21 protein-coding genes and 2 pseudogenes are annotated in these 23,952 nt (G+C 56.7%); 13 read left to right on the top strand and 10 right to left on the bottom strand.

The features are described from left to right. Positions 1-15: 15 nt before the first annotated feature. Entirely contained in the window at positions 16-1,728 is a 1,713-nt protein-coding gene (locus GRH90_RS05385) for a nitrilase-related carbon-nitrogen hydrolase (RefSeq protein WP_178113019.1), read from the bottom strand. Between the two features lie 489 nt (positions 1,729-2,217). Between GRH90_RS05385 and GRH90_RS05380 the strand changes: the two genes are divergently transcribed. Both GRH90_RS05380 and GRH90_RS05375 read left to right on the top strand, forming a co-directional pair. After that, the gene (locus tag GRH90_RS05380; RefSeq protein ID WP_246235886.1) at positions 2,218-2,712 is read left to right on the top strand and encodes a substrate-binding domain-containing protein; all 495 of its coding nucleotides are present in this window, start codon (positions 2,218-2,220) and stop codon (positions 2,710-2,712) included. Positions 2,713-2,788: 76 nt separating this feature from the next. Then, the gene (locus GRH90_RS05375; protein WP_162364880.1) at positions 2,789-3,511 is read left to right on the top strand and encodes a TetR family transcriptional regulator C-terminal domain-containing protein; all 723 of its coding nucleotides are present in this window, start codon (positions 2,789-2,791) and stop codon (positions 3,509-3,511) included. Positions 3,512-3,629: 118 nt separating this feature from the next. On the opposite strand, the gene GRH90_RS05370 is transcribed toward GRH90_RS05375, so the two are convergent. Then, entirely contained in the window at positions 3,630-3,794 is a 165-nt protein-coding gene (locus GRH90_RS05370; RefSeq protein WP_178113012.1) for a hypothetical protein, read from the bottom strand. A gap of 92 nt (positions 3,795-3,886) precedes the next feature. Continuing rightward, positions 3,887-4,345, bottom strand: a complete 459-nt coding sequence (gene rpiB / locus GRH90_RS05365) for a ribose 5-phosphate isomerase B (RefSeq protein WP_162364878.1) — start codon at positions 4,343-4,345, stop codon at positions 3,887-3,889. Positions 4,346-4,580: 235 nt separating this feature from the next. On the opposite strand from rpiB, the gene GRH90_RS05360 reads away from it, so the two are divergent. From GRH90_RS05360 to lpxC, 5 genes are all read left to right on the top strand, one after another. Next, positions 4,581-6,089, top strand: a complete 1,509-nt coding sequence (locus GRH90_RS05360) for a sugar ABC transporter ATP-binding protein (RefSeq protein ID WP_162365062.1) — start codon at positions 4,581-4,583, stop codon at positions 6,087-6,089. A 44-nt stretch (positions 6,090-6,133) separates the two neighbouring features. Further along, positions 6,134-7,171: an ABC transporter permease gene (locus GRH90_RS05355; protein ID WP_162364876.1), complete on the top strand. Its 1,038-nt coding sequence runs from the start codon at positions 6,134-6,136 to the stop codon at positions 7,169-7,171. Positions 7,172-7,235: 64 nt separating this feature from the next. Next, the gene (locus GRH90_RS05350; RefSeq protein ID WP_162364874.1) at positions 7,236-8,237 is read left to right on the top strand and encodes a substrate-binding domain-containing protein; all 1,002 of its coding nucleotides are present in this window, start codon (positions 7,236-7,238) and stop codon (positions 8,235-8,237) included. A gap of 200 nt (positions 8,238-8,437) precedes the next feature. Then, the gene (locus GRH90_RS05345; protein WP_162364872.1) at positions 8,438-9,400 is read left to right on the top strand and encodes a sugar-binding transcriptional regulator; all 963 of its coding nucleotides are present in this window, start codon (positions 8,438-8,440) and stop codon (positions 9,398-9,400) included. Between the two features lie 111 nt (positions 9,401-9,511). After that, positions 9,512-10,429 carry a UDP-3-O-acyl-N-acetylglucosamine deacetylase gene (lpxC, locus tag GRH90_RS05340; protein ID WP_178113018.1) on the top strand — a complete coding sequence of 306 codons (918 nt, stop codon included), beginning with the start codon at positions 9,512-9,514 and terminating at the stop codon, positions 10,427-10,429. 114 nt (positions 10,430-10,543) lie between these two features. Here the strand turns inward: lpxC and GRH90_RS05335 are convergent, their stop codons facing one another. Then, entirely contained in the window at positions 10,544-11,470 is a 927-nt protein-coding gene (locus GRH90_RS05335; protein WP_162364869.1) for an NADP-dependent oxidoreductase, read from the bottom strand. Positions 11,471-11,679: 209 nt separating this feature from the next. Here GRH90_RS05335 and GRH90_RS05330 point away from each other — a divergent pair, with 209 nt between their 5' ends. Further along, complete coding sequence (locus tag GRH90_RS05330; protein ID WP_162364868.1) at positions 11,680-12,603, top strand: LysR family transcriptional regulator; 924 nt, start codon at positions 11,680-11,682, stop codon at positions 12,601-12,603. A gap of 74 nt (positions 12,604-12,677) precedes the next feature. On the opposite strand, the pseudogene GRH90_RS05325 reads toward GRH90_RS05330, so the two are convergent. Beyond that, positions 12,678-13,401 (bottom strand): annotated as a pseudogene (locus GRH90_RS05325) (transaldolase family protein); the annotation flags it as partial. 4 nt (positions 13,402-13,405) lie between these two features. Beyond that, positions 13,406-13,836: pseudogene (locus tag GRH90_RS05320) on the bottom strand (RpiB/LacA/LacB family sugar-phosphate isomerase). A gap of 383 nt (positions 13,837-14,219) precedes the next feature. Here GRH90_RS05320 and GRH90_RS05315 point away from each other — a divergent pair. From GRH90_RS05315 to dhaL, 3 genes are read left to right on the top strand one after another with little or no spacing between them, the layout of a single operon-like run. Beyond that, on the top strand, positions 14,220-14,981 hold the full coding sequence (locus GRH90_RS05315; RefSeq protein WP_162364866.1) for an SDR family oxidoreductase: 762 nt from the start codon (positions 14,220-14,222) through the stop codon (positions 14,979-14,981). Between the two features lie 29 nt (positions 14,982-15,010). Then, the gene (locus tag GRH90_RS05310; protein WP_162364864.1) at positions 15,011-16,012 is read left to right on the top strand and encodes a dihydroxyacetone kinase subunit DhaK; all 1,002 of its coding nucleotides are present in this window, start codon (positions 15,011-15,013) and stop codon (positions 16,010-16,012) included. Positions 16,013-16,015: 3 nt separating this feature from the next. Further along, positions 16,016-16,684, top strand: a complete 669-nt coding sequence (gene dhaL / locus GRH90_RS05305) for a dihydroxyacetone kinase subunit DhaL (RefSeq protein ID WP_162364863.1) — start codon at positions 16,016-16,018, stop codon at positions 16,682-16,684. 123 nt (positions 16,685-16,807) lie between these two features. Here the strand turns inward: dhaL and dcuC are convergent, their stop codons facing one another. From dcuC to GRH90_RS05290, 3 genes are all read right to left on the bottom strand, one after another. Continuing rightward, positions 16,808-18,178, bottom strand: coding sequence for a C4-dicarboxylate transporter DcuC (gene dcuC, locus GRH90_RS05300; protein ID WP_162364861.1), 1,371 nt, complete (start codon positions 18,176-18,178; stop codon positions 16,808-16,810). 21 nt (positions 18,179-18,199) lie between these two features. Then, positions 18,200-19,024, bottom strand: a complete 825-nt coding sequence (locus GRH90_RS05295; protein WP_162364859.1) for an alpha/beta fold hydrolase — start codon at positions 19,022-19,024, stop codon at positions 18,200-18,202. Positions 19,025-19,177: 153 nt separating this feature from the next. Beyond that, entirely contained in the window at positions 19,178-20,035 is an 858-nt protein-coding gene (locus tag GRH90_RS05290; protein ID WP_162364857.1) for a MurR/RpiR family transcriptional regulator, read from the bottom strand. A gap of 486 nt (positions 20,036-20,521) precedes the next feature. Here GRH90_RS05290 and GRH90_RS05285 point away from each other — a divergent pair, with 486 nt between their 5' ends. Beyond that, positions 20,522-22,021: an MFS transporter gene (locus GRH90_RS05285; protein ID WP_162364855.1), complete on the top strand. Its 1,500-nt coding sequence runs from the start codon at positions 20,522-20,524 to the stop codon at positions 22,019-22,021. Positions 22,022-22,051: 30 nt separating this feature from the next. On the opposite strand, the gene GRH90_RS05280 is transcribed toward GRH90_RS05285, so the two are convergent. Next, positions 22,052-22,738: a GntR family transcriptional regulator gene (locus GRH90_RS05280; RefSeq protein ID WP_162364853.1), complete on the bottom strand. Its 687-nt coding sequence runs from the start codon at positions 22,736-22,738 to the stop codon at positions 22,052-22,054. 181 nt (positions 22,739-22,919) lie between these two features. Here GRH90_RS05280 and GRH90_RS05275 point away from each other — a divergent pair, with 181 nt between their 5' ends. After that, positions 22,920-23,951: an aldo/keto reductase gene (locus GRH90_RS05275; RefSeq protein WP_246235883.1), complete on the top strand. Its 1,032-nt coding sequence runs from the start codon at positions 22,920-22,922 to the stop codon at positions 23,949-23,951. Position 23,952 lies beyond the last annotated feature (1 nt).

The following is a 23,952-nucleotide window of genomic DNA, read 5'->3' as shown; positions in this document are numbered from 1 at the left end:
TCACCTCGTGTTACCTCATTCGCCGCCGGCAACCTGGATCAGCGGCTGGTAATAATGGGGCTGGCGCATGGCGACCAGATCTTTTCGGCGCACCACATTGGTAGGATAGGCCGAGTCCAGGTTGCTGGTATCGATTTCCAGCACGGCCAGGCCCCGAGCCTCGGTGACCAGCGCCTCGCGCCTGGGCCAGGCAAAGGTATCCGGCCCGAAAATACCGCTCAGCCCCGAAAGATTGGCATTGGCATAACTCAGGTAGACATTGTTTTCCCCGGCCCGCACCCGGGTTAACAGCCAGTGGTGGCGGGACGCCCCGGTGGCAATGGGGTAATCGTGGGGCACGCTGGTGCCGGGATGATCTATCGGCCCCGGCAGATCCAGCGCCGCCGGGCAGGCGATAATATCGCAGCCGCGCATTGCCAGGATCCGTCCCGCCTCGGGGAAATCGAGGTCATGGCCGATCAGCAGGCCGATGCGCCCGCAGGGAATATCAAAGGTTTTCCAGGCGCTGCCGCGCGTGGCCCAGGTCTTGTCTTCCGCGGTTAAATGGATTTTGCGATACACGCCCGGCAGGCCGTCCGGACCGATCAACAATGCCGAGTTATAGCGGTTGCCGTCGCCGTCGTCTTCCACCATGCCCGCCACCAAATAAAGCCGCAGTCGGGCGCACAGATCCATCAGGGCGCCGACGGAGGCGTGCCGCAGGGTAATGGCGCTGGCGGGGGCGCGGTATTTGCCGGTAAGGCAAAGCTCGGGCAGCGTCAGCAGCTCCGCGCCCTGCGCCTTTGCCCTGGCGGCCAATTGTCCGATGCGGCTGAGATTGACGTTGATATCATCGTCGGGTTCGAATTGCCCGACGGCGATATGCGAGCGTTTGCCCTCCGGCAGGGGCCTGGCGGCGTACAGGCCGAAGAAATCCAGCGGATTCCACATAAAGGTATTGGTCATCAATTCCTTGTACAGCTCGGGCCGGCGCTCCGCCAGCAGGCCGCGCCCTTGGGCGCCGGGATGCAGGAGACCGGAGACGATGCCGTCGCCGGTGTCGCGCCAGGACTGGATATGGCCGTTGGGCTCGATAATGCAGCTGCCGCCGCTGAACTGGACGCCGCGTTCCCGTCCCCAGCGATTGCTTTCAATCAGATAGCAGTCGTTTTCATAGGCGCGATTAATCCAGTAAGGCGCGGGAGTGCGCTCGGCCAGCCAGTTGCTGATATGGCAAATGACGTCCGCGTCCTGTAAGCCGGCCAGGCGGGCGGTTTCGATAAAATGGATGTCCATGCAAATCAGCAGCGCGATATTGCCAAGCGGGGTAGGGAAGACCTGATGTCCCAAATCGCCGTTCGCCGCCCATTTGGGCTCCGAAATATACGGATGGGTTTTGCGGTGTTTGCCGATCACGCCGTCGGGGCCTATCAGTACCGCGCTGTTGTAATACAGGCCGCTGCGCGCGTCCACTTCAGGCAAACCGACCACCAGGTAGCATTGATAGCGCGCCGCCAGCAGGCCGAAGCGATCGGTGGTGGCGCCGGGCACCGTCTCGACGTAGCCGGCCACCTCTTCCCGATCCATCCAGCAATAGCCGGTGGTGCCCATCTCGGGCATGACGATCAGGCGCGCGCCGTTGGACGCAGCTTCCCCGGCCAGGGCCAGCAGCCTGAGGATGTTGTCTTCTTTACGAAATTGGGTGGGTTCAAACTGAATTGCCGCGACGGAAACAGGTTCTTTGATCATTCTCACGCGCTCCTTGGGTAAAAAAAAAGCCCCATCAACCGTTACGGTTGATAGGGCATCTTTGCCAGATTTAGGTGTTATGACGTCCTGCCTTCCGCTACAGAGGGGTGTACGGGGCGCCGAGCAATGCAAAGAATTAAGCAATATACGTGCCTGAAAAACAATTCTTGTGAAATGTCTTTTGATATCAATTAATTAATTTTAACGAAAGCCTGCGCCATCCGCCATCCCCGTTAAGGCGTTCACGCCGGCGGTGCGTTTGCGCCTCCGTTGCACCGTTTTGGCGTGCTGGCCAATACATTAGGCTATGCAGGCGTACTGCGCTATTTCAAGGCGACATTATCACCAGGGTGCACCAAAATAATCGCGATTGGCGCAGGGCCGCCGGTAAATCTGCCCCAATTACTTCTTTCATGCCCACATCTCGTCATTGGCATGATATTGGCATGGCATTGATGAAAACCTAACCACCCAGTCAAAAAACAGCGGATGGACGAGCCGTTCGGCGCCCTGGACGAACTGACGCGCGACAACCTCAACCTGATCGACGCGGGCATGAAAAAAGACGATCTGATCTCGTTCCCGTATGAGGACCAGGGCGTCTCGACGCGGGAAGACGGCCCGTACGTGCTTGAACCGAAACTGAAGGACCCGGCGTTTGTCGCCAAAATGGCCAGGTTCCTGCACGCCACCTACCCGGGCTGGCGGGAAGCGGTGAAGAATCCCGCGGAAGCGGCGCAGATCGGGGTGGATCAGGATATGTCGGGCGCGGCCACGGCGGAGGTTCAGCAGCGTCAGATGGAAAACGTCGCCAAGCTGATCGCCAATGTCGATACCGCGCGTATCGGCTACCTGACGCCCGAGGCCTACCGGCGCACGGTGGACGTCCTGCTTAAGGACGGCGGCGCCCCGGTAATCAAAAAAGACCCTGGCGACAGCGCCATGACCCATGTGATCTGGGACGCGGCCGCCAGGATTAAATAAGCGGCCGGCCTTGGCGGCCGCATCAGCCGGCCCGCCGTGTTGGCGAACGACGGGCCGTTAACGAAGGAACAGCATAATGATACCGTCATCGATCATCCGGCCGATTACCGGCGCGACGCCGCCCGAGGCGCGGGAGGCGCGCGCCCGGCTGGCCGGGGTGGAGGACAGCGCGGGCAAGGGACGTATCCGCCTGGATAATGAAGCGGCGATCCTGCTGGCGGCGGAGCGTATTTTTGCGCGCTACGGCTTCAGGGGCGCCACCATGGCGATGATTGCCGATGAGGCGCGGTTGCCCAAGCCGAATATCCATTACTATTTCGGCAATAAGCACAGGCTGTACCTGACCGTGCTGGACCGCATCCTGGGCGACTGGTTGTCTCCGCTGGATTATTTCCATCCCGCCGCCTGTCCGCGCGCCGTAATCGAACGTTATGTGCGGGCGAAAATGGCGTTTACCTTCGCCCGGCCCGCGGCGTCCAAGCTGTTTGCCAGCGAAATCCTCGCCGGCGCGCCGCTGGCCCTGCCGCTGCTCGCCACCACCCTGCGCCAGTTGGTGGAAAGCAAGGCGGCGGTTATCGACGGCTGGATAACCCAAGGCAAACTGCGCAGGCTCGACAGCACCCATCTGTTTTTTTCCATTTGGGCCATGACGCAAACCTATGCCGACTTCGATGCGCAAATAGCCGCGGTCATGGGCGGCGCGCCGATGGACCAGCCTGAGCGCGAACGCGCCACCGCCCATGTGGTGTCCGCCGTGTTTCGCATCTGCGGACTGGATGAGGCCGAGACGCCTGCCTGACTATGATGCTCCGGTTGGGGCGGGCCGCCCGCCGCCCGGACCCGATAAGGACCCAAAAATATGACCGGTAAAATATTGGCCGCAACGGCGAATACCATGGATATCGGCGCATTGCGCATCAACGGCGGACGGCTGTTTGTGCCAGCCACGCCGTCTCGTCCCCTTCGGCAATAGCGTTTGCCGTCATGATCACTTCGCCCAGATCGGCGCCGCCATGGTTCGCGAAGCCGGCGGTACGCAAGGTTTCGAAGGAAAAAGATTCATTTTCAAATATAAATTTCATTGGTATCTCCTGGTGCCGGGTATTCAGGTAAGGTTAAAACGCTGAAACGGACAGGTTTCAGTCGATATTCAGGTCATCACCTGACAGCAGATTTATTCTTTCAGCGCGGTTTGCTCGTAATGGGTAATTTTAGCGACCTTGGGCGCCGAGCGGCCGCCTTCAAATTCCGCGGCCAGCCATGCGCCGATAATGGTTTTGGCCAGCTCCGGCCCCAGAACGCGCGCGCCCAGGGTAATGATCTGCGCATTGTTGCTTTTACGGGCGCGTTGTGCCGAATAGGTGTCATGGCACAACGCCGCACGAATGCCCGGCACTTTATTGGCCACGATGCTCATGCCGATGCCGGTACCGCAGATCAGGATGCCCCGGTCATGCTTATCCGCCTTGATGGCCTGCGCGACCAAAAAGGCGATATCCGGATAGGCGTTGCCGCCATCGCCTGGCGAGCGGCTATAGTCGACCACGTCATACCCCTGCTGCTGCAAAAACTCGCTTACGACGCGCTTGAGTTCCACCGCCGCATCATCACCACCGATTGCAATTGACGACATCTCATACCTCTTGTTGATCAAATGATTAATTTAAGAACTTATGTTACATCCGTTCGTGGGCATTTTTCGATCTAAAAAGTGCCGTAATAGTAAAAATGATGCGCAGATCGCGCTGTTTTATCTTTTCTTTTGCCGTTATTTGACGTGTGTAACGAATTTAATGGAATTATGTAGACGATATGTTGCACTAACGCTAGTGTTCATTTGTTTAATTGATGTTCATATGGAGAAGGGTATGCAGCAAGAGGCAGTAGTAGCCAAAGAACCCGCCTATCTATTGGAGGTGACTGGACTGAAAAAATCTTTCGGTGACGTTATTGCATTGAAAAATGCGGAATTTTGCTTGAGAAAAGGGTCCATCCACGCCCTTTGCGGCAGTAATGGCGCGGGTAAATCAACATTTCTCGGTTTACTGATGGGGTTCATCCGTCCCGATAAGGGCGATATCTTCGTCAATGGGGTGCGTTGCGAGTTTGATTCCCCCAGACAGGCGCTGGTCGCCGGGATCACCATCGTGCAGCAAGAGCTCAGCGGAGTACGGGATTTGTCCGTGGCGGAGAATATCTATTTAGGATCCGAGCCGAGACGCTACGGCATGGTTGATTTTAATAAATTGAATCAACGGGCGGACAGGTTGTTGCGCGAGCTGGGTTTTGCCATTGCAGCGAAAGCCAAGATGCGAAGTCTCAGCGTCGCCGAACAGCAGCTGGTGGAAATCGCCAAAGCGCTTTCGCATACCTTTGCCGATATTATTATTTTAGATGAACCGACCTCGGCGTTGGGCGAGCAAGATGCGCAAAAGCTGTTTCAGGCCATTAACCGATTGGCGTCCTTGGGGAAAGGCATTATTTATGTTTCTCACCGGCTGTCTGAAATATTTCAGATTGCCGACAGTTACACCGTTTTCCGCGATGGAAGCTATATCAGTGAAGGTTTCATTAAGGATATTACCCGCGAGCAATTAATTGAGCAGATTATCGGTGGGGAAATTGACGGTGAATTCGCCAAATTTAACCAGCCAACCAACGAGACTATTTTCAACGTATCGAATTTATGCTGGAAAAAGAAAGTAAATAATATCAGCCTGGAGTTAAAACGCGGGGAAATATTAGGCATCTATGGTTTGGTCGGGTCGGGGCGCAGCGAGTTCCTTGATTTGGTTTTTGGCATTGAACATGCCGACAGCGGCAGCATTTATATTGGAGATAAAGTTCTTCTGAGGCATAGCCCGGAAAAATCGATTCGCGCGGGCATTGCTTATGTTACCGAAGATCGCAAGGAAACCGGCCTGGTGTTAAGCAGTACGGTTGCCGAAAATATCACTATCTCATCACTCGCGTCGATAAGCCGCATGCTGGTTGTTAACGAAAGCAAATTGCTGTGCCGGGCCAGGGATATGATACGCGCTTTTAATATCAGGACCTCGGGCTGTCGGCAGCTGGTGATGAATTTAAGCGGCGGCAACCAGCAAAAGGTGGTATTAGGGCGCTGGGCGCTGCTGGATCCGCAGGTGTTGTTGTTGGATGAACCCACCCGCGGCATTGATGTCGGCGCAAAAAAAGAAATCTACCGTTTTATGTCGGAATTTGCGCTCAAGGGTAAAGGCATTGTCATGGTGTCTTCCGAACTGTCGGAAATTATCGGCATGAGCGACAGGATAATAATTTTCAATAAAGGCAAGATCGTTGGTGAGCTCTCTCGGGATGAGGCGACTCAGGCGGGGGTAATGTCGCTGGCGGTATAAGCCGGGCCTGAGGTTATATTCTGAATTTTATCTGCGAGAAAAAAATGAGTGGAAATTTGTCCTCAATATTTTCACTGGCTCATGCCAGTAGGTTTAAACAGGCGTTGCACCAATACGGTATTATTTTGGCTTTTATCGCATTGTGTTTGGTTATCGCCCTGGCCGGCGAGTGGTCGGTTGCCCGCGGCAGCTGGAATGAAAATTACTTTCTCTCACAAGATAACATGTTGATTGTGCTGCGCCAGATATCCATTAACGGCATTTTAGCTATCGGCATGACGTTCGTCATTATTACCGCCGGCGTCGACCTCTCGGTAGGCTCGGTGCTTGGCCTGGCCGGTATCGTGGCGGCGCGTTTCGCCACTTCAGGCAGCGCCATGGCCATTGGCGGCACGGAGTGGCCGCTGCTGATGCCGGTCGCCATAGCACTGGGCATCGGCCTTATCTGTGGTTTCCTGAACGGTTATATCCTGGGTAAATATCGTCTGCAGCCCTTTATTGTCACCATGGGCATGCTCTCAGCCGCGCGCGGGCTGACGCTCCTGACCACCGACGGCAATCCGGTTTCACAGCTGCGGGATAATTTCCGCTGGCTGGGTAATGGTTATGTGTTCGGCATTCCGATGCCGGTGGTTGTCTTTGCGCTGCTGTTCGCCCTGGCGTGGTTTGCCCTGAATAAAATGACTTTCGGCCGCTATGTCTATGCGGTCGGCGGTAATGAGAAAAGCGCGCGCACTTCCGGCATCAACGTGCTGCGCATCAAGGTCATCGTGTATACCCTGTGCGGCGTTTTATCGGCGTTCGCGGGTTTGATCCTGACGGCGCGCACCGGTTCGGCCCAGACCGGCGCGGGCGCATCCTATGAACTGGACGCCATTGCCGCCGTGGTCATCGGCGGGACCAGTATGGCGGGGGGGATTGGCACCCTGCGGGGCACCCTGTTCGGCGTGCTGATCATCGGCGTCATGAATAACGGGCTGGATTTACTCGGGGTGCAATCTTATTACCAGCAAATTATCAAAGGCGCCCTGATCGTGTTTGCGGTAATGCTTGATCCGTCCCGCAAACAACAACGTGACTAAACGCGGGAAAATACCCCCGGCATTTTATCCTGACCATAAAAGACTACCCTACTGAGGAGTTAACATGAAAAAAATAATGAAACCGCGGCTGCTCGCGGTTACGCTGGCCCTCGCGTTCTCGGCCGCCGTTCAGGCCGCCCCGGTTAAAATCGCCGTGCTGATGTACGGCATGAAGGCGGAATTTGTCCAGCTGATGGAGAAAGCGGGCAGGGAACATCCGGCGGTCAAGCAAGGACTGGCTACGTTGACCTTGTTTGACGGCCGTTACGATCCGCTGGTCCAGAACAACCAGGCGGAAACGGCGATCGCCACGCATTATGACGCTATTATTATCGATCCGGCGGACTTTGAGGCCAATGTGGATGTCGTAACCATGGCGAACAAGGCCGGCATCCCGGTTATCGTCTCCAATTCGCGTCTCAATACCGATCGGGCGACCAGCGAAGTGGTTTCCGATGACGTCAAAGGCGGTTATCTTGAGGCTAAAGCGGTATTGAACAAAATGAACTGTCAGGGCAATGTGGTCGTTCTTGAAGGCCCGATAGGCATTTCCGGCCAAATCCAGCGCGGCCAGGGCAACGACCGGGCCATTAAGGAGTGCGGCCCGGGCAAGGTCACCGTATTGGAAAGAAAGACCGCCAACTGGTCCCGCGCGGAAGCCATCCCGCTGATGGAAAACTGGTTGCAAAAACACCGTGGTAAAATCAACGGCGTGATCGGCCAGAACGATGAAATGGCCTTGGGAGCCATCGAAGCCATCAAAGGGCAGGGCCTGAATGTAAAAGATTTTGCCATTGCCGGCGTGGACGGCGTATCCGACGCGCTGCGTTTGGTCAAAGCGGGTGAAATGATGTCCATTTTGCAGGACGGCCGCGCGCAAATGCAGGGCGCTATCGATGTGGCGCTGCGCAAGGTGAAAGGTAACGAGTATCAACCGATGTCGCCAATTTGGGCTCAATATACCGGACAGCTGGATTGGCAGGACGGCCAGGCGAAGATGTACGAAATTCCCTGGACCGAAGTCACTGCTGAAAATGCGGACAGCCTGTTGCAAATGCGTCAATAATCGAACGGGTTTTTGCCGCGGTTTGAGCAAACCCGGGCGAGGGGGGATAACGCTATGGAACACATATCGGCTATAATACCAAAACGATTAATACCGCCTCAACGGGTCAACCGTATCAGGATGTCGGGACCTTCCTTTCTCCTCCTGCCAGGGAAGGAGCAAAAAAAACAGCTAACTCGCGGTAGGGAAACCTATATCGGATGGAAAAACAAATAATGTCCCAGGATATCGAACTACTGACTGAAATTGCTGTTGCCTATTACCAAGATGAGATTACGCAGGAAGAAATAGCCAAAAAGTTCGGTGTTTCACGCATCAAAGTCGGACGCTTGCTCAAACGCGCGAAGGAAGAGGGGATCGTCGAGATTACCGTGCGCTACCATCCGGTGTTCAGCACCCATCTGGAACAGCAGATGATGGAGCGTTTTCCCATCAGCCGCGCGTTGATTGCGCTCGATTATAAAGATGCGGAAGAACAGCGGCGCCAGGTCGCCGCGCTGGTGTCCAACTATCTGGCGACGTCCCTGAAAGACGGCATGGTGGTAACGGTTGGGCAGGGGCGCAACGTGGCGGCGGTCGCCGATCATATCGGCAGCGTGCCGGAAAAAAACTGTAAATTTATCAGCGGCATCGGTGGTACCCATCGCCCCGGCGACGCGATAAACGCCGATCATGTCTGTCGCCGGATCGCCAGGAAATTCGGCGGCAGCAGCGAAACGCTTTATGCCCCGGCGTACGTCGAAAATCGCGCGCTGAAGGAAGCGTTTATGCAGAACGGAACCATTAAGGAAACCCTGGATCGCGCGCGCAAGGCGGACGTGGCGCTGGTGGGCATCGGAGATATGAACGAGGACAGCTATATGGTGCAGCTGGGCTGGTTCACCCGGCATGAAATTATCGACGCCAGCCTTAACCAGGGTGTGATTGGCGATATAGCCGGTTACGATTTCTTCAATACCCAGGGGCAGCATGTGGATACCGTGATGAGCGATCGGGTTATCGGGCTGAGTATTGATGAACTGCGTAAAATTCCCTGTGTCATCGCCATTGCGTCGGAAAATAATAAATCATTGGCCATCCTGGGCGCCCTGCGCACCGGGGCGATTGATATCATTGCCACCAGCGCGCTCAATATCCGTACTCTGCTTAATTTGTCGCAATAGCGCCGGCCGCGGGCTAAACGGGGATGTTAAAGAACAGCCGGTGTTCCTGCCTTATCACGCTGCCCGCCATCGCCGGTTAGGCATCCCCCGGGCGGCATGACAGGAATAATGATGATCAAACAAAAAACGGTAAAACGCAGGGTCCAGGCCACGGGAGTCGGTTTGCATTCGGGCAACAAAGTCACCATGACGCTATGTCCGGCGCCGGTTGACGCCGGCATTATCTATCGGCGCGCCGATCTGGATCCGCCGGTTGATCTTTTGGCCGATGCCGGCTCGGTATATAACACCGTGCTTTCCACTAACCTTATCAATGCCCGGGGGATTCGGGTCGCCACGGTTGAACACCTGAACGCCGCGCTGTCGGGGCTGGGCATTGATAATATTATCGTCGAGGTGGATGCGGCGGAGATCCCCATCATGGACGGTAGCGCGAGTCCGTTTGTTTATCTGCTGCTCGATGCGGGCATTGAAGAACAGGACGGCGCGAAAAAATTCCTGCGGCTGAAAGATAGCGTCCGCGTAGAGGAAGATGATAAATGGGCCGAACTGTCGCCATTCAGCGGCTTCAGCCTGGATTTTACCATTGATTTCGATCATCCGGTGATTGCCGCCGGTTCGCAGCGCTACCGGCTGGACTTTTCGACGGACGCCTTTGTGCGCGATATCAGCCGCGCGCGCACGTTCGGTTTTTTACGTGATATCGAATATTTGCGAGAGCATGGACTGAGCTTAGGCGGCAGTCTGGACAACGCGATAGTGATGGACGATTACCGCGTGTTGAATAAGGACGGATTACGCTTTGCGGATGAGTTTGTCCGGCACAAAACGCTGGATGCGATCGGCGATTTGTTTATGTGCGGGCATAATATTATCGGTGCGTTTACGGCGTTTAAATCAGGCCATGCCCTGAATAATAAACTGCTGCGGGCGGTATTGGCGGATCAACGGGCGTGGGAATACGTCACCTTTAATCACGAGGCCGACATCCCCCTCTTTTTCCAGGTCCCGGCCATCGTGCCGGCCTAGCGCAGTTATCCGGCCCCGGCTTAATGGGCGGGGACGGGAATTGTCCGCCGCGGCAGCGTGATAACAGCATCCCTGGACGACGGCGCGCGTTGAATAACCGACGCCGTCAAGGGGCTATTTCGTCATGCCAACCAGCACTTTTCCATGCGCATGTCCGCCGGCAACGTGTTCCAGCGCTTGCCGTGCCTGGTCGAGCGGGTAGACGGTATCTATCACCGCCTGTAATTTCCCGTCCGCTAGCAGCAACGCCAGGTTAAGCAGCGTCGCCGCATTATGGGACAACGGCGCGAAGGCGCTGCGGATGTCGCCCTTAGTTGCCCCCAGCGTCCGGTCGATAAGCGACACCAGGATACCGCCGGCGCGGAGCACGCTCCATGACCGCCGCTGCGTTTCCCCGCCAACGGGATCGAGCACCATATCAACATCGGCGACCAGCCGGGTAAAATCATCCTGCCGGTAGTCAATCACCTCATCCGCGCCCAGGCGCCTGAGCAAGCCGTGATTGTCCGCCGAGGCGGTGGCGATAACACAGGCGCCGGCCCGTTTGGCCAGTTGTACGGCAAATGTTCCCACGCCCCCGCCGGCGGCATGAATCAAAACCTTTTGTCCGGCCCGGATGCGGCCGATATCGAACAGCGCCAGCCAGGCCGTTCCCGCCGCGGTGGGCAGACACGCGGCCATCGCGGCGTCGACGCCTGTGGGCGTTAAGCTTAAATCGTGCGCCGGGAGCAGGGCGTATTCGGCAAATGCGCCTCCTTTGCGCGGGTCCAGGCGGCCGAATACCCTGTCGCCGGGTATGAGGTGCTGCACCAGCGCCCCGACCGCTTCTACGGTCCCGGCCAGATCGGTGCCGGGGATATAGGGAAAAGACAAGGGAAAAATAGTGGACATCCGGCCTGAGAGCAGCTTGAGATCAAGCGGATTAACGCTCGCCGCGCTGATGCGGACCAACACTTCATCCGGTCCCGGTACATGGCGTTCGATATTCTCGACCGATGCGCTGTTAAGCGACACATAGTCGCCGACACGTAAAGCTTTCATATTTTCTCCCGATGGATTCGTCATTACATTAAGCCCCGGTAGCTAGGGTCGCCAGGACGCCGCAGGCACGCTCTCCCGGCGGGGTTTGACCCGTTGCCGGTAAATGCGCGTGGAATAACCCATGGCTGGGGTTAGAGACTATATTTTCCCTGCCGAGATGATAATCTGCCGTTTAGTAAATTCAGTTCTTACCCACAGTGAGAAATAAAATGCTTGATCGTATTACCGGTATGCAGGTGTTTTCACGCGCCGCGCGGATGGGCAGTATTTCCGGCGCGGCGCGTCTGCTCGGGTTATCGCCGGGTATGGCGACAAAACATCTCGACGCGCTGGAAGGGCGCCTGGGGGTAAGATTGTTCCAGCGCAGCACGCGCAGGCTAAGCCTGACGGAAGCGGGGCAGCAATATCTCCAGGCGCTCAATCGGCTGTTGCCCGAACTGGAAGAGGTTGAAAATATGCTGGCCTCGCAGCGCATCGAGGCCGGCGGCATGCTCCGCCTCAATGCCCCGTTGTCATTCGGCGCCCGGTATATCGCGCCGTTGATACCGGCATTTTCACTGCGGCACCCGGGCGTTACGGTGGAATTGGGCTTAAACGATCGCGTCGTGGATCTGATTGACGAAGGCTGGGATTTAACCATCCGGGTCGGTGCGCTTAAAGACAGTCGTTTGGTGTCCCGCAGGCTGACCGATTGTTCCATGGTGGTCTGCGCGTCGCCCGCTTACTGGCGGCGATATGGACGGCCGGTGAGGATAACGGATTTGTCCGGCCATAACTGCCTGGGTTCGATGATTTCAAATATTGCCCAGGCCGATGCATGGGTATTCGGGAGTAAACGGGAAAAAAAAATAGCGATAACAGGCACCCTGCGGGCCAATAATGGCGACGCGCTGCTGGCGGCGGCGACCGCCGGGCTCGGCGTTATCTACGAGCCGGAATTTATCGTCGCCGATGCGCTGGCCCGTGGCGATCTTGAGGCCGTCGCGTTGGACACGGAGACGGCGGGCCTTGGCGGCATACATCTGGTCTATGCCACCCGCTATGCCTTCCCGGCCAAAATCCGCGTGATGATCGACTTTCTTGTCGCGGCTTTCCAGCCGCGACCGCCCTGGGCCACGCCGGCTTCCGGCTGAACAGGGGGCAGGCCGCGCGCCACGGGACTGCGGCAATGTCCGCCATGTCCATGGCGGTGCCCGGAGGGCCGGATTATGGCGTCCTCATTATGCAGCCAGCGGAACTCGGCCTCGGTTAGCGGCGAAGGCGAAAGGACCGCTTCGGCCAGGGGAACCAGTTTACGTTCGAACCTCTGCTCGCTTTGCCTGAGTCCTTCCTGCAGGTTCGGCGCAATGGTCAGCCGATCGCAGCCGGCCGGCGCCAGGACCTGTTCTACGCGGCGGAGCTGGCTCCCATGATCACGGTCTTGTAGCGGTGCTGTTTGTAGTATTCATAGATAGCGCGTACCGATTTTACCCCCGGATCCTGCTCGGGGTCATAGCCGGCCTTGGGCTGCCTGGCCTGATGCCAGTCATAGATACGGCCGACGAAGGATGAAATCAGGAACACGCCCGCTTCGGCGCACGCGCGCGCCTGGGCGAAGGAAAACAGTAGCGTCAGGTTGGTGTTGATGCCATTTTTTTCCAGGATTTCCGCGGCCCTGATCCCTTCCCAGGTTGACGCCAGCTTGATCAGGATGCGGGATTTATCGACGCCGTGTTTTTGATACAGGCCAACCAGCTTGCGAGCCTTGGCGACACACATGCCGCGGTCGAATGACAGACGGGCGTCGACTTCGGTGGAGATGCGCCCGGGCACGATTTTCAGGATTTCCAGGCAATGTTTACCACCAGCTTGTCTCCGGCGTTAATTAGCCGGGTTGCTTTGCCGCCGCGCTGCTGGCGGGCGTAGTCCAGCGCTTCGGCAACCAGGGGCCTCGATTCACGGGTTTCGGCGCCGGCCGGCAATGCGTTCGTAATAGCCGATTTTCTCCACCTTGGGCGCTGAACCTTTGCCTTCAAATTCCGATGCCAGCCAGGCGTCGATGACGGCTTTTGCCAGTTCCGGGCCGGTCACCCGCGCGCCGAGCGTAATGATTTGCGCGCCCGCTGCGCGGAATAAATGTCGTAACACTGCGCGGCGCGAATGCCCGGCACTTTATTCGCCACGGTGCTCATGCCGATGCCGGTGCCGCGCTGATGTTTATTTTCCTTAATTGCCCGGGCCACCTGGAACGCGATGTCCGGATAGCCGCTTCCCGGCGAATTGTTGTAGTCGACCAGGGCTACACCTTTGTCCTTGGGGAAATCGCTCGATAGCAGCTTGCGCCCCATCGCGGCATTGTCACCGCCGATAGCAATCGATAATGCCATATCTTTTTCTTTCATGTTCACATGCTCATATAATGATCTTATGGTACACATATTATTTAACCTGATGCGAGATGTCTTGGACAATAAATGGCCATTATGAGCCGTGGATCGCGATTTATCGGCGTTTAAAAGAAAAACTTTGAGGCGTGTAGCGAAATTTATGCATCGCCGTGGACAGTTTTTCCCTTTGGATTTAGTGTTCATTTGTTTTGTTTTTGTTCATGTGATGAGGCTGGTGTACGGTAAAACACCGCCAGCCAACGGGGCCGTACCCACCGTTGCCGGTCGGGGAACAAAAGGCGGTCCACCGCCATCCGTCGGTTAACGATGACGAATCAGGGTGCTTTGGCGCGAAAAATCAAAGGTAAGGAGATATAAAAAAGATGAAAGACTATGCCGGATTTGATACCGATTTCTCCCTTACGGGCAAAGTAGCCATCGTAACCGGCGCCGCGGCCGGCATCGGGTTAGCCATCGCGGAACTGTTTTTGAAGAAAGGCGCATCCATCGCCCTGCTTGACAGAACGGATAACGTCCGCGATATCGCCGCGGGAATGAAGGACAGCCTGGGGCTGGTGTGTGACGTTACGGATAAAGCCTCGGTGGAAAAAGCCGTCTCCCGGGCGGTCGAGCGCTTCGGCCAGGTGGACATCGTGGTAAACAGTGCCGGCATTGTCGCGCTGGACGCGGCGGAAGAGCTCAGCGAGCAGGATTGGGACAACACCATGGCGGTCAACCTGAAAGGCGTTTTCCTGGTAAGCCAAAGCGCCGGGGGTTACATGCTGGTGCGCGGGCAGGGCAAGATCATCAACCTCGCCTCCCAGGCCGGCGTCGTCGCCCTACCGAACCACGTGGCTTACTGCGCGAGCAAAGCCGCGGTGATCGGCATGACCAAGGTCCTGGCGCTGGAGTGGAGTCCCCGCGGTATTCAGGTTAACGCGATTTCACCGACGGTGGTGCTGACGGAATTGGGCAAAAAAGCCTGGTCGGGCGCGGTGGCCGAGGAAATGAAGATGAAGATTCCGGCGCGTCGTTTCGCCTACCCGCCGGAAATCGCCGCGTGCGCGCTGTTCCTCGCCAGCGACGCGGCGGACATGATAACCGGCGCCAATCTGGTGATTGACGGTGGTTATACCATCCAATGATTTCATATCCTGGTGAAGAAGAGGCAACGATGAACAGAATTATCAACGATCCGGACCATGTGGTGGAAGACGCTATTTTGGGGTATGTCGCGGCCCACCCGGAATTTTATACCGCCACCGATAACGCACGGGTGGTTAAATACCCGCCGGCGCCGCTGAAGGGCAAAGTCGGCATCGTGAGCGGCGGCGGTTCCGGTCATGAACCGGCGTTCCTGGGGTATGTGGGCAAAAACATGTTGGATGCCGTCGCGATTGGCGAGATTTTCTCATCCCCGACCGCCGGTGCATTTTTGGCCGCCTTTAAAGCCGCGGATAGCGGGGCGGGCGTCGCCTGTTTGTACGGCAATTACGCCGGCGACAACATGAACGTTAAAATGGCGATGAAAAAGGCCGGGAGCGCCGGTATCGCGGTAAAGACCGTGGTGGCCAACGATGATGTGGCTTCCGCTCCCGCCGGGGAAATTGAAAAAAGGCGTGGCGTGGCCGGGGAAATCCTGATGTGGAAAATCGGCGCCGCCGCCGCGGCGCTAGGCTACGATCTGGATGGCGTGATCGGCGCGGCGCAAAAAGCGATCGACAATTGCCGTTCCATCGGCATCGGCCTGAGTTCCTGCACCATTCCGGCGGTCGGCAAACCAAACTTCCATATCGCGGACGGCATGATGGAGATCGGGATTGGACACCATGGCGAGCCGGGCGTGGAGGTATCGCCTGTACAGTCCGCCGCCGTTATGGCCGAAACCATGCTGAGCTACGTGCTGGGCGATATGCCGCTGGATAAAGGACAGGAAGTGGTATTGCTGATCTCCGGGCTGGGCGCCACCCCGGTAATGGAGCTATACATTTATTACGCTGAAATTGAAAAGCGGCTGGGTGCTAAAGGCGTCGTGACGCATCGCCGTTATATCGGCAATTATTTTACCTCGCTGGACATGATGGGGGTAACGCTGACCATAATGAAACTGGACGATGAGCTCAAAAAACTGGTTGATGTACCCGCGCGATCGCTCGGCCTAACCCAGGTGGAGTAAACCATGACAGAGCATATTTCAACGCGGCACGGCGGCGATATCGTAGCGGAGCTGGTACGGGTCATTGTGAAAAACCGTGACTATCTCAGCGAGATTGACGGTGCCATCGGCGATGGTGACCACGGTATCAATATGGCAAAGGGTTTTACCTTGTGCGCGGAGGCGATCAAAGGAAAAGCATTGACGCTGGCAGAGGCGCTGGACGTGCTGTCCGATGCGCTGATGGAAGGCATCGGCGGATCGATGGGGCCGCTGTACGGCAGCTTATTTACCGGCATGGCGGACAGCGTGCGCGATAAGACGGTGCTGGATAAGCTGGTTTTCCAGGCGATGCTGCGCAACGGACTGAGCGGGCTGCAGGATATCAGCGTCGCCACCGTGGGCGACAAGTGCCTGATGGACACGCTGATCCCGGCGGTGGAGCGCTTCGAGCGGGCGGTGGAACAGGGCGAGAATTTTACCGTGGCGCTGGAAAGTATGCGGCAGGCGGCCGCGCAGGGCCGCGATTCAACCCTGGGACTGGTGGCGAAGATAGGACGCGCCAGCCGTCTGGGCGAACGCTCGCGCGGGGTGTTGGATGCGGGCGCGGTATCGTGCTGCTTGCTCCTGACAGAACTGGCCGACGCGGTGGAGCGGCGGCTGGGCGTTAGCGCCCGGGCGGCAATAGGGTAAATAACCTGTCCGCCCGGATGAAACCGCTCCGCCACGGACAACGCGGGCCGCATCACGCCGCCGGCCAATCGATGCGTATGCCGGCGGCGTTTGCGGGTTGCCTTATTCAGCCGCGCCACGCATTCAGTTAAAGACGCCATTAATCACCAGCATGGCCGCCATGCCGCCGAGCGCCGGGATAAACGTCCGGCGCACGATCATAAACGGCGAGCACTCGCCCGCCCTGCTGACGGCAATAATGACGCCGGCAACGGGTGATATTGACCGGCCCATGCCCGCCATCAGCTGCATCGGTAAAATCATGCTCACCGCGCTTGCGCCGAATTTGGCCGCGATCCCGGGCGCCAATCCTGAAAACGAGAAAAACGCGGCCACGCCGGATCCCGTCAGGGCGGCGGTGACGCATACCAACAGCGCCATCACCAGGGTCATGATGCCGAAACCAAAGCCGGCGGTCTGGACGGTATTAATGATAAAATCCACGGCGCCGATAATCTGCAATCCCTGCGCAAAGACATCCGCGCAAACCAGCAGCGAGACAATACTGGTAAACATGGTGCCCATGCCTTTGAAAAATGCCTGCACGCCCTTACAGGCCGTCTTGAAATCGCGCTTTACCAGCAGCTCGCAGCAAAACGCCAATAACGTGCCTATGATCATCGCGGTCACCACGTCAATCTTGACGGCGCTAATAAATAACGGGCTGAAAACCAGCACCAATACCACCGGAAACACCGGCAGCAGGGCATAGAACGCCGGGGCGCGGCTCACCTCCGGCTCTCCGGCGGGTTGGGGGGTTGCGCCGGCGAACGCCGGCCCGTCCTTGGCATCAAAATAGCGCGCGGTGAAAAATATCAGCACGGCCACCGTCGCCATGACGCCCATGGCCAGCGGCAGCTGATAGTGGGCAAAATACACCGCCGCCTCCATGCCCGCGTGCTTGGCGGCCAGGTTGGCCGTTCCCACCGCCGGGCCGAGGTCCATAAAGGCCGACATGCCGATCATCGACGCCGCCGCCGCCTTGCTGACGCCCAAACGCACCAGCACCGGGAAAAACGTCACCAATAACAGCATGGCCAGCCCCGCCGCGCTGGAAATGGCGACGTGCAATAATTGCGATAATATGTAGCCCACCGCCAGGATGACATAAGGCGCCTTGATCAGCTGCAAGGGTTTGATGCAGGCGTCGACCATGGCGTTCGAGGCTTTGATATGGTCCATATAATCGGCAAAACCGCCGGCGGCCATGATAATCAACCCAATGCCGGCCACCTGGGTTGCCAGCGACTCTTTGACAAAAGCGAAAATATCCCAGCCAATCCAGCCGGTTGATTTTGCCGGTCCGTACAATATCGACCGATCCGGAAAAAAAAACGCCGTGATCAGCAACAGGGCCAGCCCCGCCAGCAGCAGTACGGTCTGCGGTTGATAATTCTTTATAATAAACCAGGCGGCAAATACGGTAATGATTGTTGCTATTAAAAAGCCGGTCATCGTCTCACCCTTTCATGGCGTTCAGTTATGGGACATAAAATCCCGCAGCAAGGCGTTGTAATAATCGGGCGCCTGGAAATAGGGGGCATGCCCCAGGCCGGGCATGCCGATATGCCGGGTAAAGGGCACCAACGCAAGCAGATCCGCGGTTAACCGCGGCTGGACCACGCTATCCTTTTCGCCGGTCAGCACGAGCGTCGGCATGGCGATTTGGGGCAGCAGCGGCCGATTATCGGCAAGCTGCAGCATGCGCGAGGCGCGGGCCAGGCCTTCAGGATTGGTGTGCGCCGCGATTTCCGCCGCATAGGACAACACTGCCGCCGGGATATCCGGAAAAGGCAATAGATCACGGGCCCGGTTCCAGCCATAGGCGTCGCGGCCGATATCCGCCAGCTCGCGGAGGCGTTTTTGCAGTTTTTCCGATACCGGCGCGGTCTCCGGCGCCGCGTAACCCGGATGGGTACATGACAATACCAGGCGCTTTATTTTATCGGGATGCCTGGCCGCATACCGGCTGGCCACCGTGCCGCCCATGGAATGCCCCACCAGCGAGACCTGCCGCTCGCCGCAGGCCTGGATAAGCTCATGCAGCATGTGTTCGTAAGCGCCGATATCCGCCGCCACCAGTGTGGAATCTCCGTAACCCGGCGCATCCCATGCCACCATACGATAGGCGGGCGACAGCGCGGCAAACTGGAATGCCCAGGCTTTGGAACTGCCCAGCAGGCCGTGTAAAAAAATAATGACTTCACCCTCCCCACGGGAACGGAATGACAAATTCCCCTGGGAGGTAGTTATATTCTGTTGCCCCGGGCACGCGGGCACGCTGTTGATTTCTGCGGTCATGATCTTCGCCTCTTGTTCAATAATCAAAGATTCGGTGTTATGCCGGGCCGTTTTAAGGCGGCGGGAATAAAAGGACATGCAGGTCCATTAGCTATATTTGGCATAGCCATGACGCTACCTGTTCGTCTGGATAACTATCCTTATTAAGTTGCGTTATTTATTAAACACGTTGAATTCCTCGAATAAGGATTCCATCACGTTAAAATTATCACCCAGCTCATTTCCTGTTACCTCGCCCATATAATTCACCAGGGCTTCCACCAGCACAAACCCGGCGCTGCGGCTGCTGAACAGCCCGTCATGACGGCTGTCCATCAACAGCAGCGCGGTGGCAAAATGGCTGAAGGGGTTCACCGCCCGGTCGGTGATAACCACCGTCTCGCCCCGGTGCTGATAAAACCACCGGATCAACCGGGTAGTGACGCTGGAGAAGCGGTAGTAGGATATCGCCAGCAATACATCGCCTTTACGCGAATCGACCAATTTATGCGGCAGATTGGCAATGTTGGCGTCAAGCAAAATAATATCTTTCTTGATATATCGGCCCAGCAGGTAAAAGTACTCCGCCAGGGAATGCGCCGTTGCGCTGCCGATTACGTATAATTTTTTTTGCGGGTCGCAAATCAGGCTGATGGTTTTTTCCAGATCCTGCTTATCTATTTTTGCAAACGTACTGTTTATATTTTCTGTGGTTTCGGTAAAATGCCTGGCAATGTATTCTATGCCGCTGGCTATATTACGTTCTTTATTAAAATGTTCAATGGGCGAAATGTTTCTTCGCTGTTCGGGTCTAAGGGTGGATTTTTTGAAATCCTGGAAGCCGTTAAAGCCGATTTTTATCATAAAACGCCCGAGTGTTGACTTGGCAATTTTTATTTCTTGACAAATATCAATAACTTTACCGTAGGGTATGGACATGAAATGTTTATCAAAATAATCAATGATGCGCCGTTCAGTCTCGGTTGGATTTTCAATTTTTGCGATACGTTGAGAGAACTCTACTCTGTTCATTTGTTGTTTCCTCCCCCGTAAATCCCTGCTTCATTAATATCAAAAGCGCAGAGATAGGAAAGGGGAATTGAAATTTCCCTTGTGAAAAATGTGTATCATATCTCATTAATCCTGTATAGCGCTTTCAGATCGCGCCTTATCCCCGGGTAGTCAATGCCGCCGGCGGGCAGACCCCGCGCGCCGGGTAGGCTCTGCGCGGCAAGCATAAGGATATTTTCTTGGTTAGCCGCGGAAGTGTGACTGCGCTCATAATCCCATCATGAACCATCTAGTATGGTAGATTCCGTTCTCAATACCGTTAACGTCTGGATCATGCCCGCCGCGATTATGCCGGGATGGAATGGTATGTATTTTTTTCGCGGTGTTTTTTCAGGCGGGCCAGAATCTTTATTATAAAAATTTAACTCGATCACATTTATTTTAATAACGTCGCTAATAACCATTTTTTAATTTGCTCCATAAAACGTAAAATAGAGGCTTAGCATAATGACAAGAAAAGTCACCATACCTATAGGTATCGGCTATGGATTGACCGATATCATGGGCGGGGGCGCGTTTACCGTTATCGGCGCCTGGCTACTGTTCTACTACACCACCTTTGTGGGTTTATCGCCAATCCAGGCCGCGTCCATCGTGGGCATTGCGCGCATCGTCGATGCCATCGTCAGCCTGTTTATGGGCAGTTTTACCGATCATTTTTATAAAAACCATTTTGGCAAAAAGTTCGGCCGGCGGCGCTTCTTTTTATTAATCGGCTCGCCGTTAATGCTGGTGTATGCCTTGCTATGGCTTAACGGCATGAATTATTGGTTTTACCTGTCGGTGTATTTATTATTTGAAATCATTGCCGCCATGGTGCTTATTCCCTGGGAAACCCTGCCGTCGGAAATGACCAAGGACTTTAACCAGCGCACCAAGCTATCGACCTGCCGGATGTTTCTCTCGGCGGTGGGCACCTTCATGGCGACCTTTATCCCGGGTTTGCTGATTGGCCACTTTGGCGAAAATAATGCCATGGCCTACCTGGTTAACGGGCTGTTTTTTGCCGTGCTGTTCGCGGTATGCGTAATGGTGTCTTATAGCGTAACGTGGGAGAGGGCGTTGACGCCGGCCATGCTGGCGGATCTGGACCGCATTAAATCCACCGATAAAAAAACGCTCGGCCAGCAATTGAGGCGTTTTGGCAAACTGTGGGCGGAGTATGGTTCGACGCTGAAAATCAGGGCCTTCCGCAAACATTTAGCCATTTACCTGCTGTCTTTTACCGCCAAGGATATCTTCAATACGGTGTTTGTCTTTTTCTGCGTGTACTGCCTGAGCGTATCCTCTTCCTTTGCCGCCGGCCTGCTCTCGCTCAGCATTATCGGCCTGCCGGTGACGCTGCTGGCGGGACTGGCGATCGTTAAATACGGCCCCTCGCGCCTCTATATCTGCTCTTATTCCATCATGCTGCTCTGCCTGGCGTCGCTGTACGCGGTATATGTCTACCACCCGCAGTCGAAAATCCTGCTGCTGTACGCTATCGCCGTGACCTACCAGATCGGCCGCTGCCTGCTGGAGTTTACCCCCTGGAACGTGTTCCCGTTTATTCCGGATATTGACGAGATGGTGACCAAAAAGCGCCGGGAAGGGCTGTTTGCCGCGGTGATGACCTTCTCCCGCAAGACTACCGTGGCCATCGCGACCTTTTTTGTCGGGGTTATCTTGCAGGAAGGCGGCTTTATTACCGGCAGCGCCGTCCAGTCCGCGCACGCGATATCGACCATCGCCATGCTGCTGTTTATCGGCACCGGCGGGCTGCTGGCGCTGGCGCTGTGGGTGGCGTTGACCTTTAGGCTGAATAAACGCACCCATACCATCCTGGTGCAGGACGTCGAGCGGCTGAAAAACAGCGGGGATAAACAACAGGTCGACCCGCGCACCCGGGCCATCGTCGAAGACCTGACCGGCTATCGATACGACAAGGTCTGGCCACAAACCCGATAAACAGGGCATCAGGTACGCCGCCGCCTTTATTTATTCGTCTTCAAACCACTCGCCGTTGCGTTCGCTGATCGGCGTGATGGAAAAGATCATTTCCTGCAAATGAGTGCGCATCGCCTGTTCGGCGGCGTCGGCGTCGCCGGATTTAATGGCATTGAAGATGGTATGGTGCTGCTCGATAAGCCGATCCGGCGGCGACACTTCACTTAATGTCAGGAAGCGCACCCGATCCATGGCCGCCTTGATATTTTCCACCGTTTCCCACGCCAGCGCGCAGTCTATACTTCCGGCGATAAGCCGATGGAAATCATCATCGAGCCGGAGGAATTCATTGCTGTCCTGTTTTTGCGCCGCCCGCGTCTGCAGCTCCAGATTATAATCCAGCCGTTCCAGGTAATCCGGCCGGGCCTGTTTGGCGGCGCGGCGCACCACGGCGGTTTCCAGTGATTCACGAATAAAACGCCCGTCTTCCACCAGCCTGGCGGATATTTTCCGTACAAAGGTGCCGCGCTGGGGCAATACCTGGACCAGTCCGGTTTCCGCCAGTTTAATAAAGGCCTCGCGCACCGGCTGGCGCGAGACATTAAACCGCGCGGAGATCTCTTTTTCAGAAAGCAGCGAACCGGGCGGGATGATACAAGTAACAATCTCTTGACGCAGGAATCGGTAAATCTGCTGATTTACCGGTTGACCGGCATGTAGGACGTGAATGATCGACATACGGTATTGTCCGTTTTATCAGATAGCTTGGGTGAATATATTACAATTGCCGGTAAGTCTAAAGGGATGATACACCCGGTAATCGCTGTTATGTCGGCCGGCAGCGGTTATATTAATGGACGTCTTCTCGTCGATGGCGGCAGGTTTATCGGCCAGGCGGAAAAATCAGGAGGATGATGCGATGAAAAAACGGCCCGCAATGACAACATGCCCGCCTTGCGTCCAGGGGGAAGCCAACCGGCGCGATGCCCTGATGACGGGGGCGCTATCCCGCCGCCGGCTGTTGCGCCTCGGCGCCGGATGCGCGGCCGTGGCCGCCGGATGGTCGAGCCTGGGCGGCGTCGTCGCCTGTGGCGCGCCGGCAACAACCCATGGCCGACGTTTAACAGGAGCACAGGCTATGCCGACCCGTATCATTCCTTCCTCCCGCGAGGCGCTACCGGTTATCGGGCTCGGCACCTACCGCGGCTTCGATGTTGCACCCGGCAGCGCCGGGTACGCCCGGCTGCCGGCGGTGCTGGACGCGCTGTTCGCCGCCGGCGGCAGCGTTATCGACAGTTCCCCCATGTACGGACGGGCGGAACGCACGACGGGGGAATTGCTCGGTAAGCGCCAGCCCCGGCCCAAGGCGTTTCTCGCGACCAAGGTATGGACATCCGGGCGCGAGGCCGGGATCCGGCAGATGGAGGATTCATTTCGGTTGCTGCAAACCGACAGCATCGATCTGATGCAAATCCATAATCTACTGGACTGGCAAACGCACCTGCCGACCCTGCGGGACATGAAGGCGGCGGGCCGCATCCGCTATATCGGCGTCACGCATTATACCTCCTCGGCGTACGATGCGCTGGAGAGCGTGCTTAATACCACGCCGCTGGACTTCCTGCAGATCAACTACGCCCTGGACGATCGCGCGGCCGAACGTCGGCTGCTGCCGCTGGCGCGGGAGAAAGGGGTGGCGGTGCTCTGCAATACGCCGTTCGGCGGCGGCGGGTTGCTCAGGCGCCTGGGTTCGACGCCATTGCCCGCCTGGGCCGGGGACGTCGGCGCCGGGTCATGGGCGCAGCTGGCGCTAAAGTTCGTGCTCGCCAATCCGGCCATCACCTGCGCCATACCGGGCACGGGCAATCCCAGGTACATGACTGAAAACGCCGCCGCCGCCGGGCCGGCACTGACGCCACGCCAGGTGCGGGAACTTATCGCGCTGGTGTGAT

The sequence above is a fragment of the Acerihabitans arboris genome (assembly GCF_010131535.1).
Classification (GTDB): Bacteria; Pseudomonadota; Gammaproteobacteria; order Enterobacterales; family Enterobacteriaceae; genus Acerihabitans; species Acerihabitans arboris.
The sequence above is the reverse complement of the archived record's forward strand: the minus strand, read 5'-3'. Positions and strand labels throughout refer to the sequence as shown.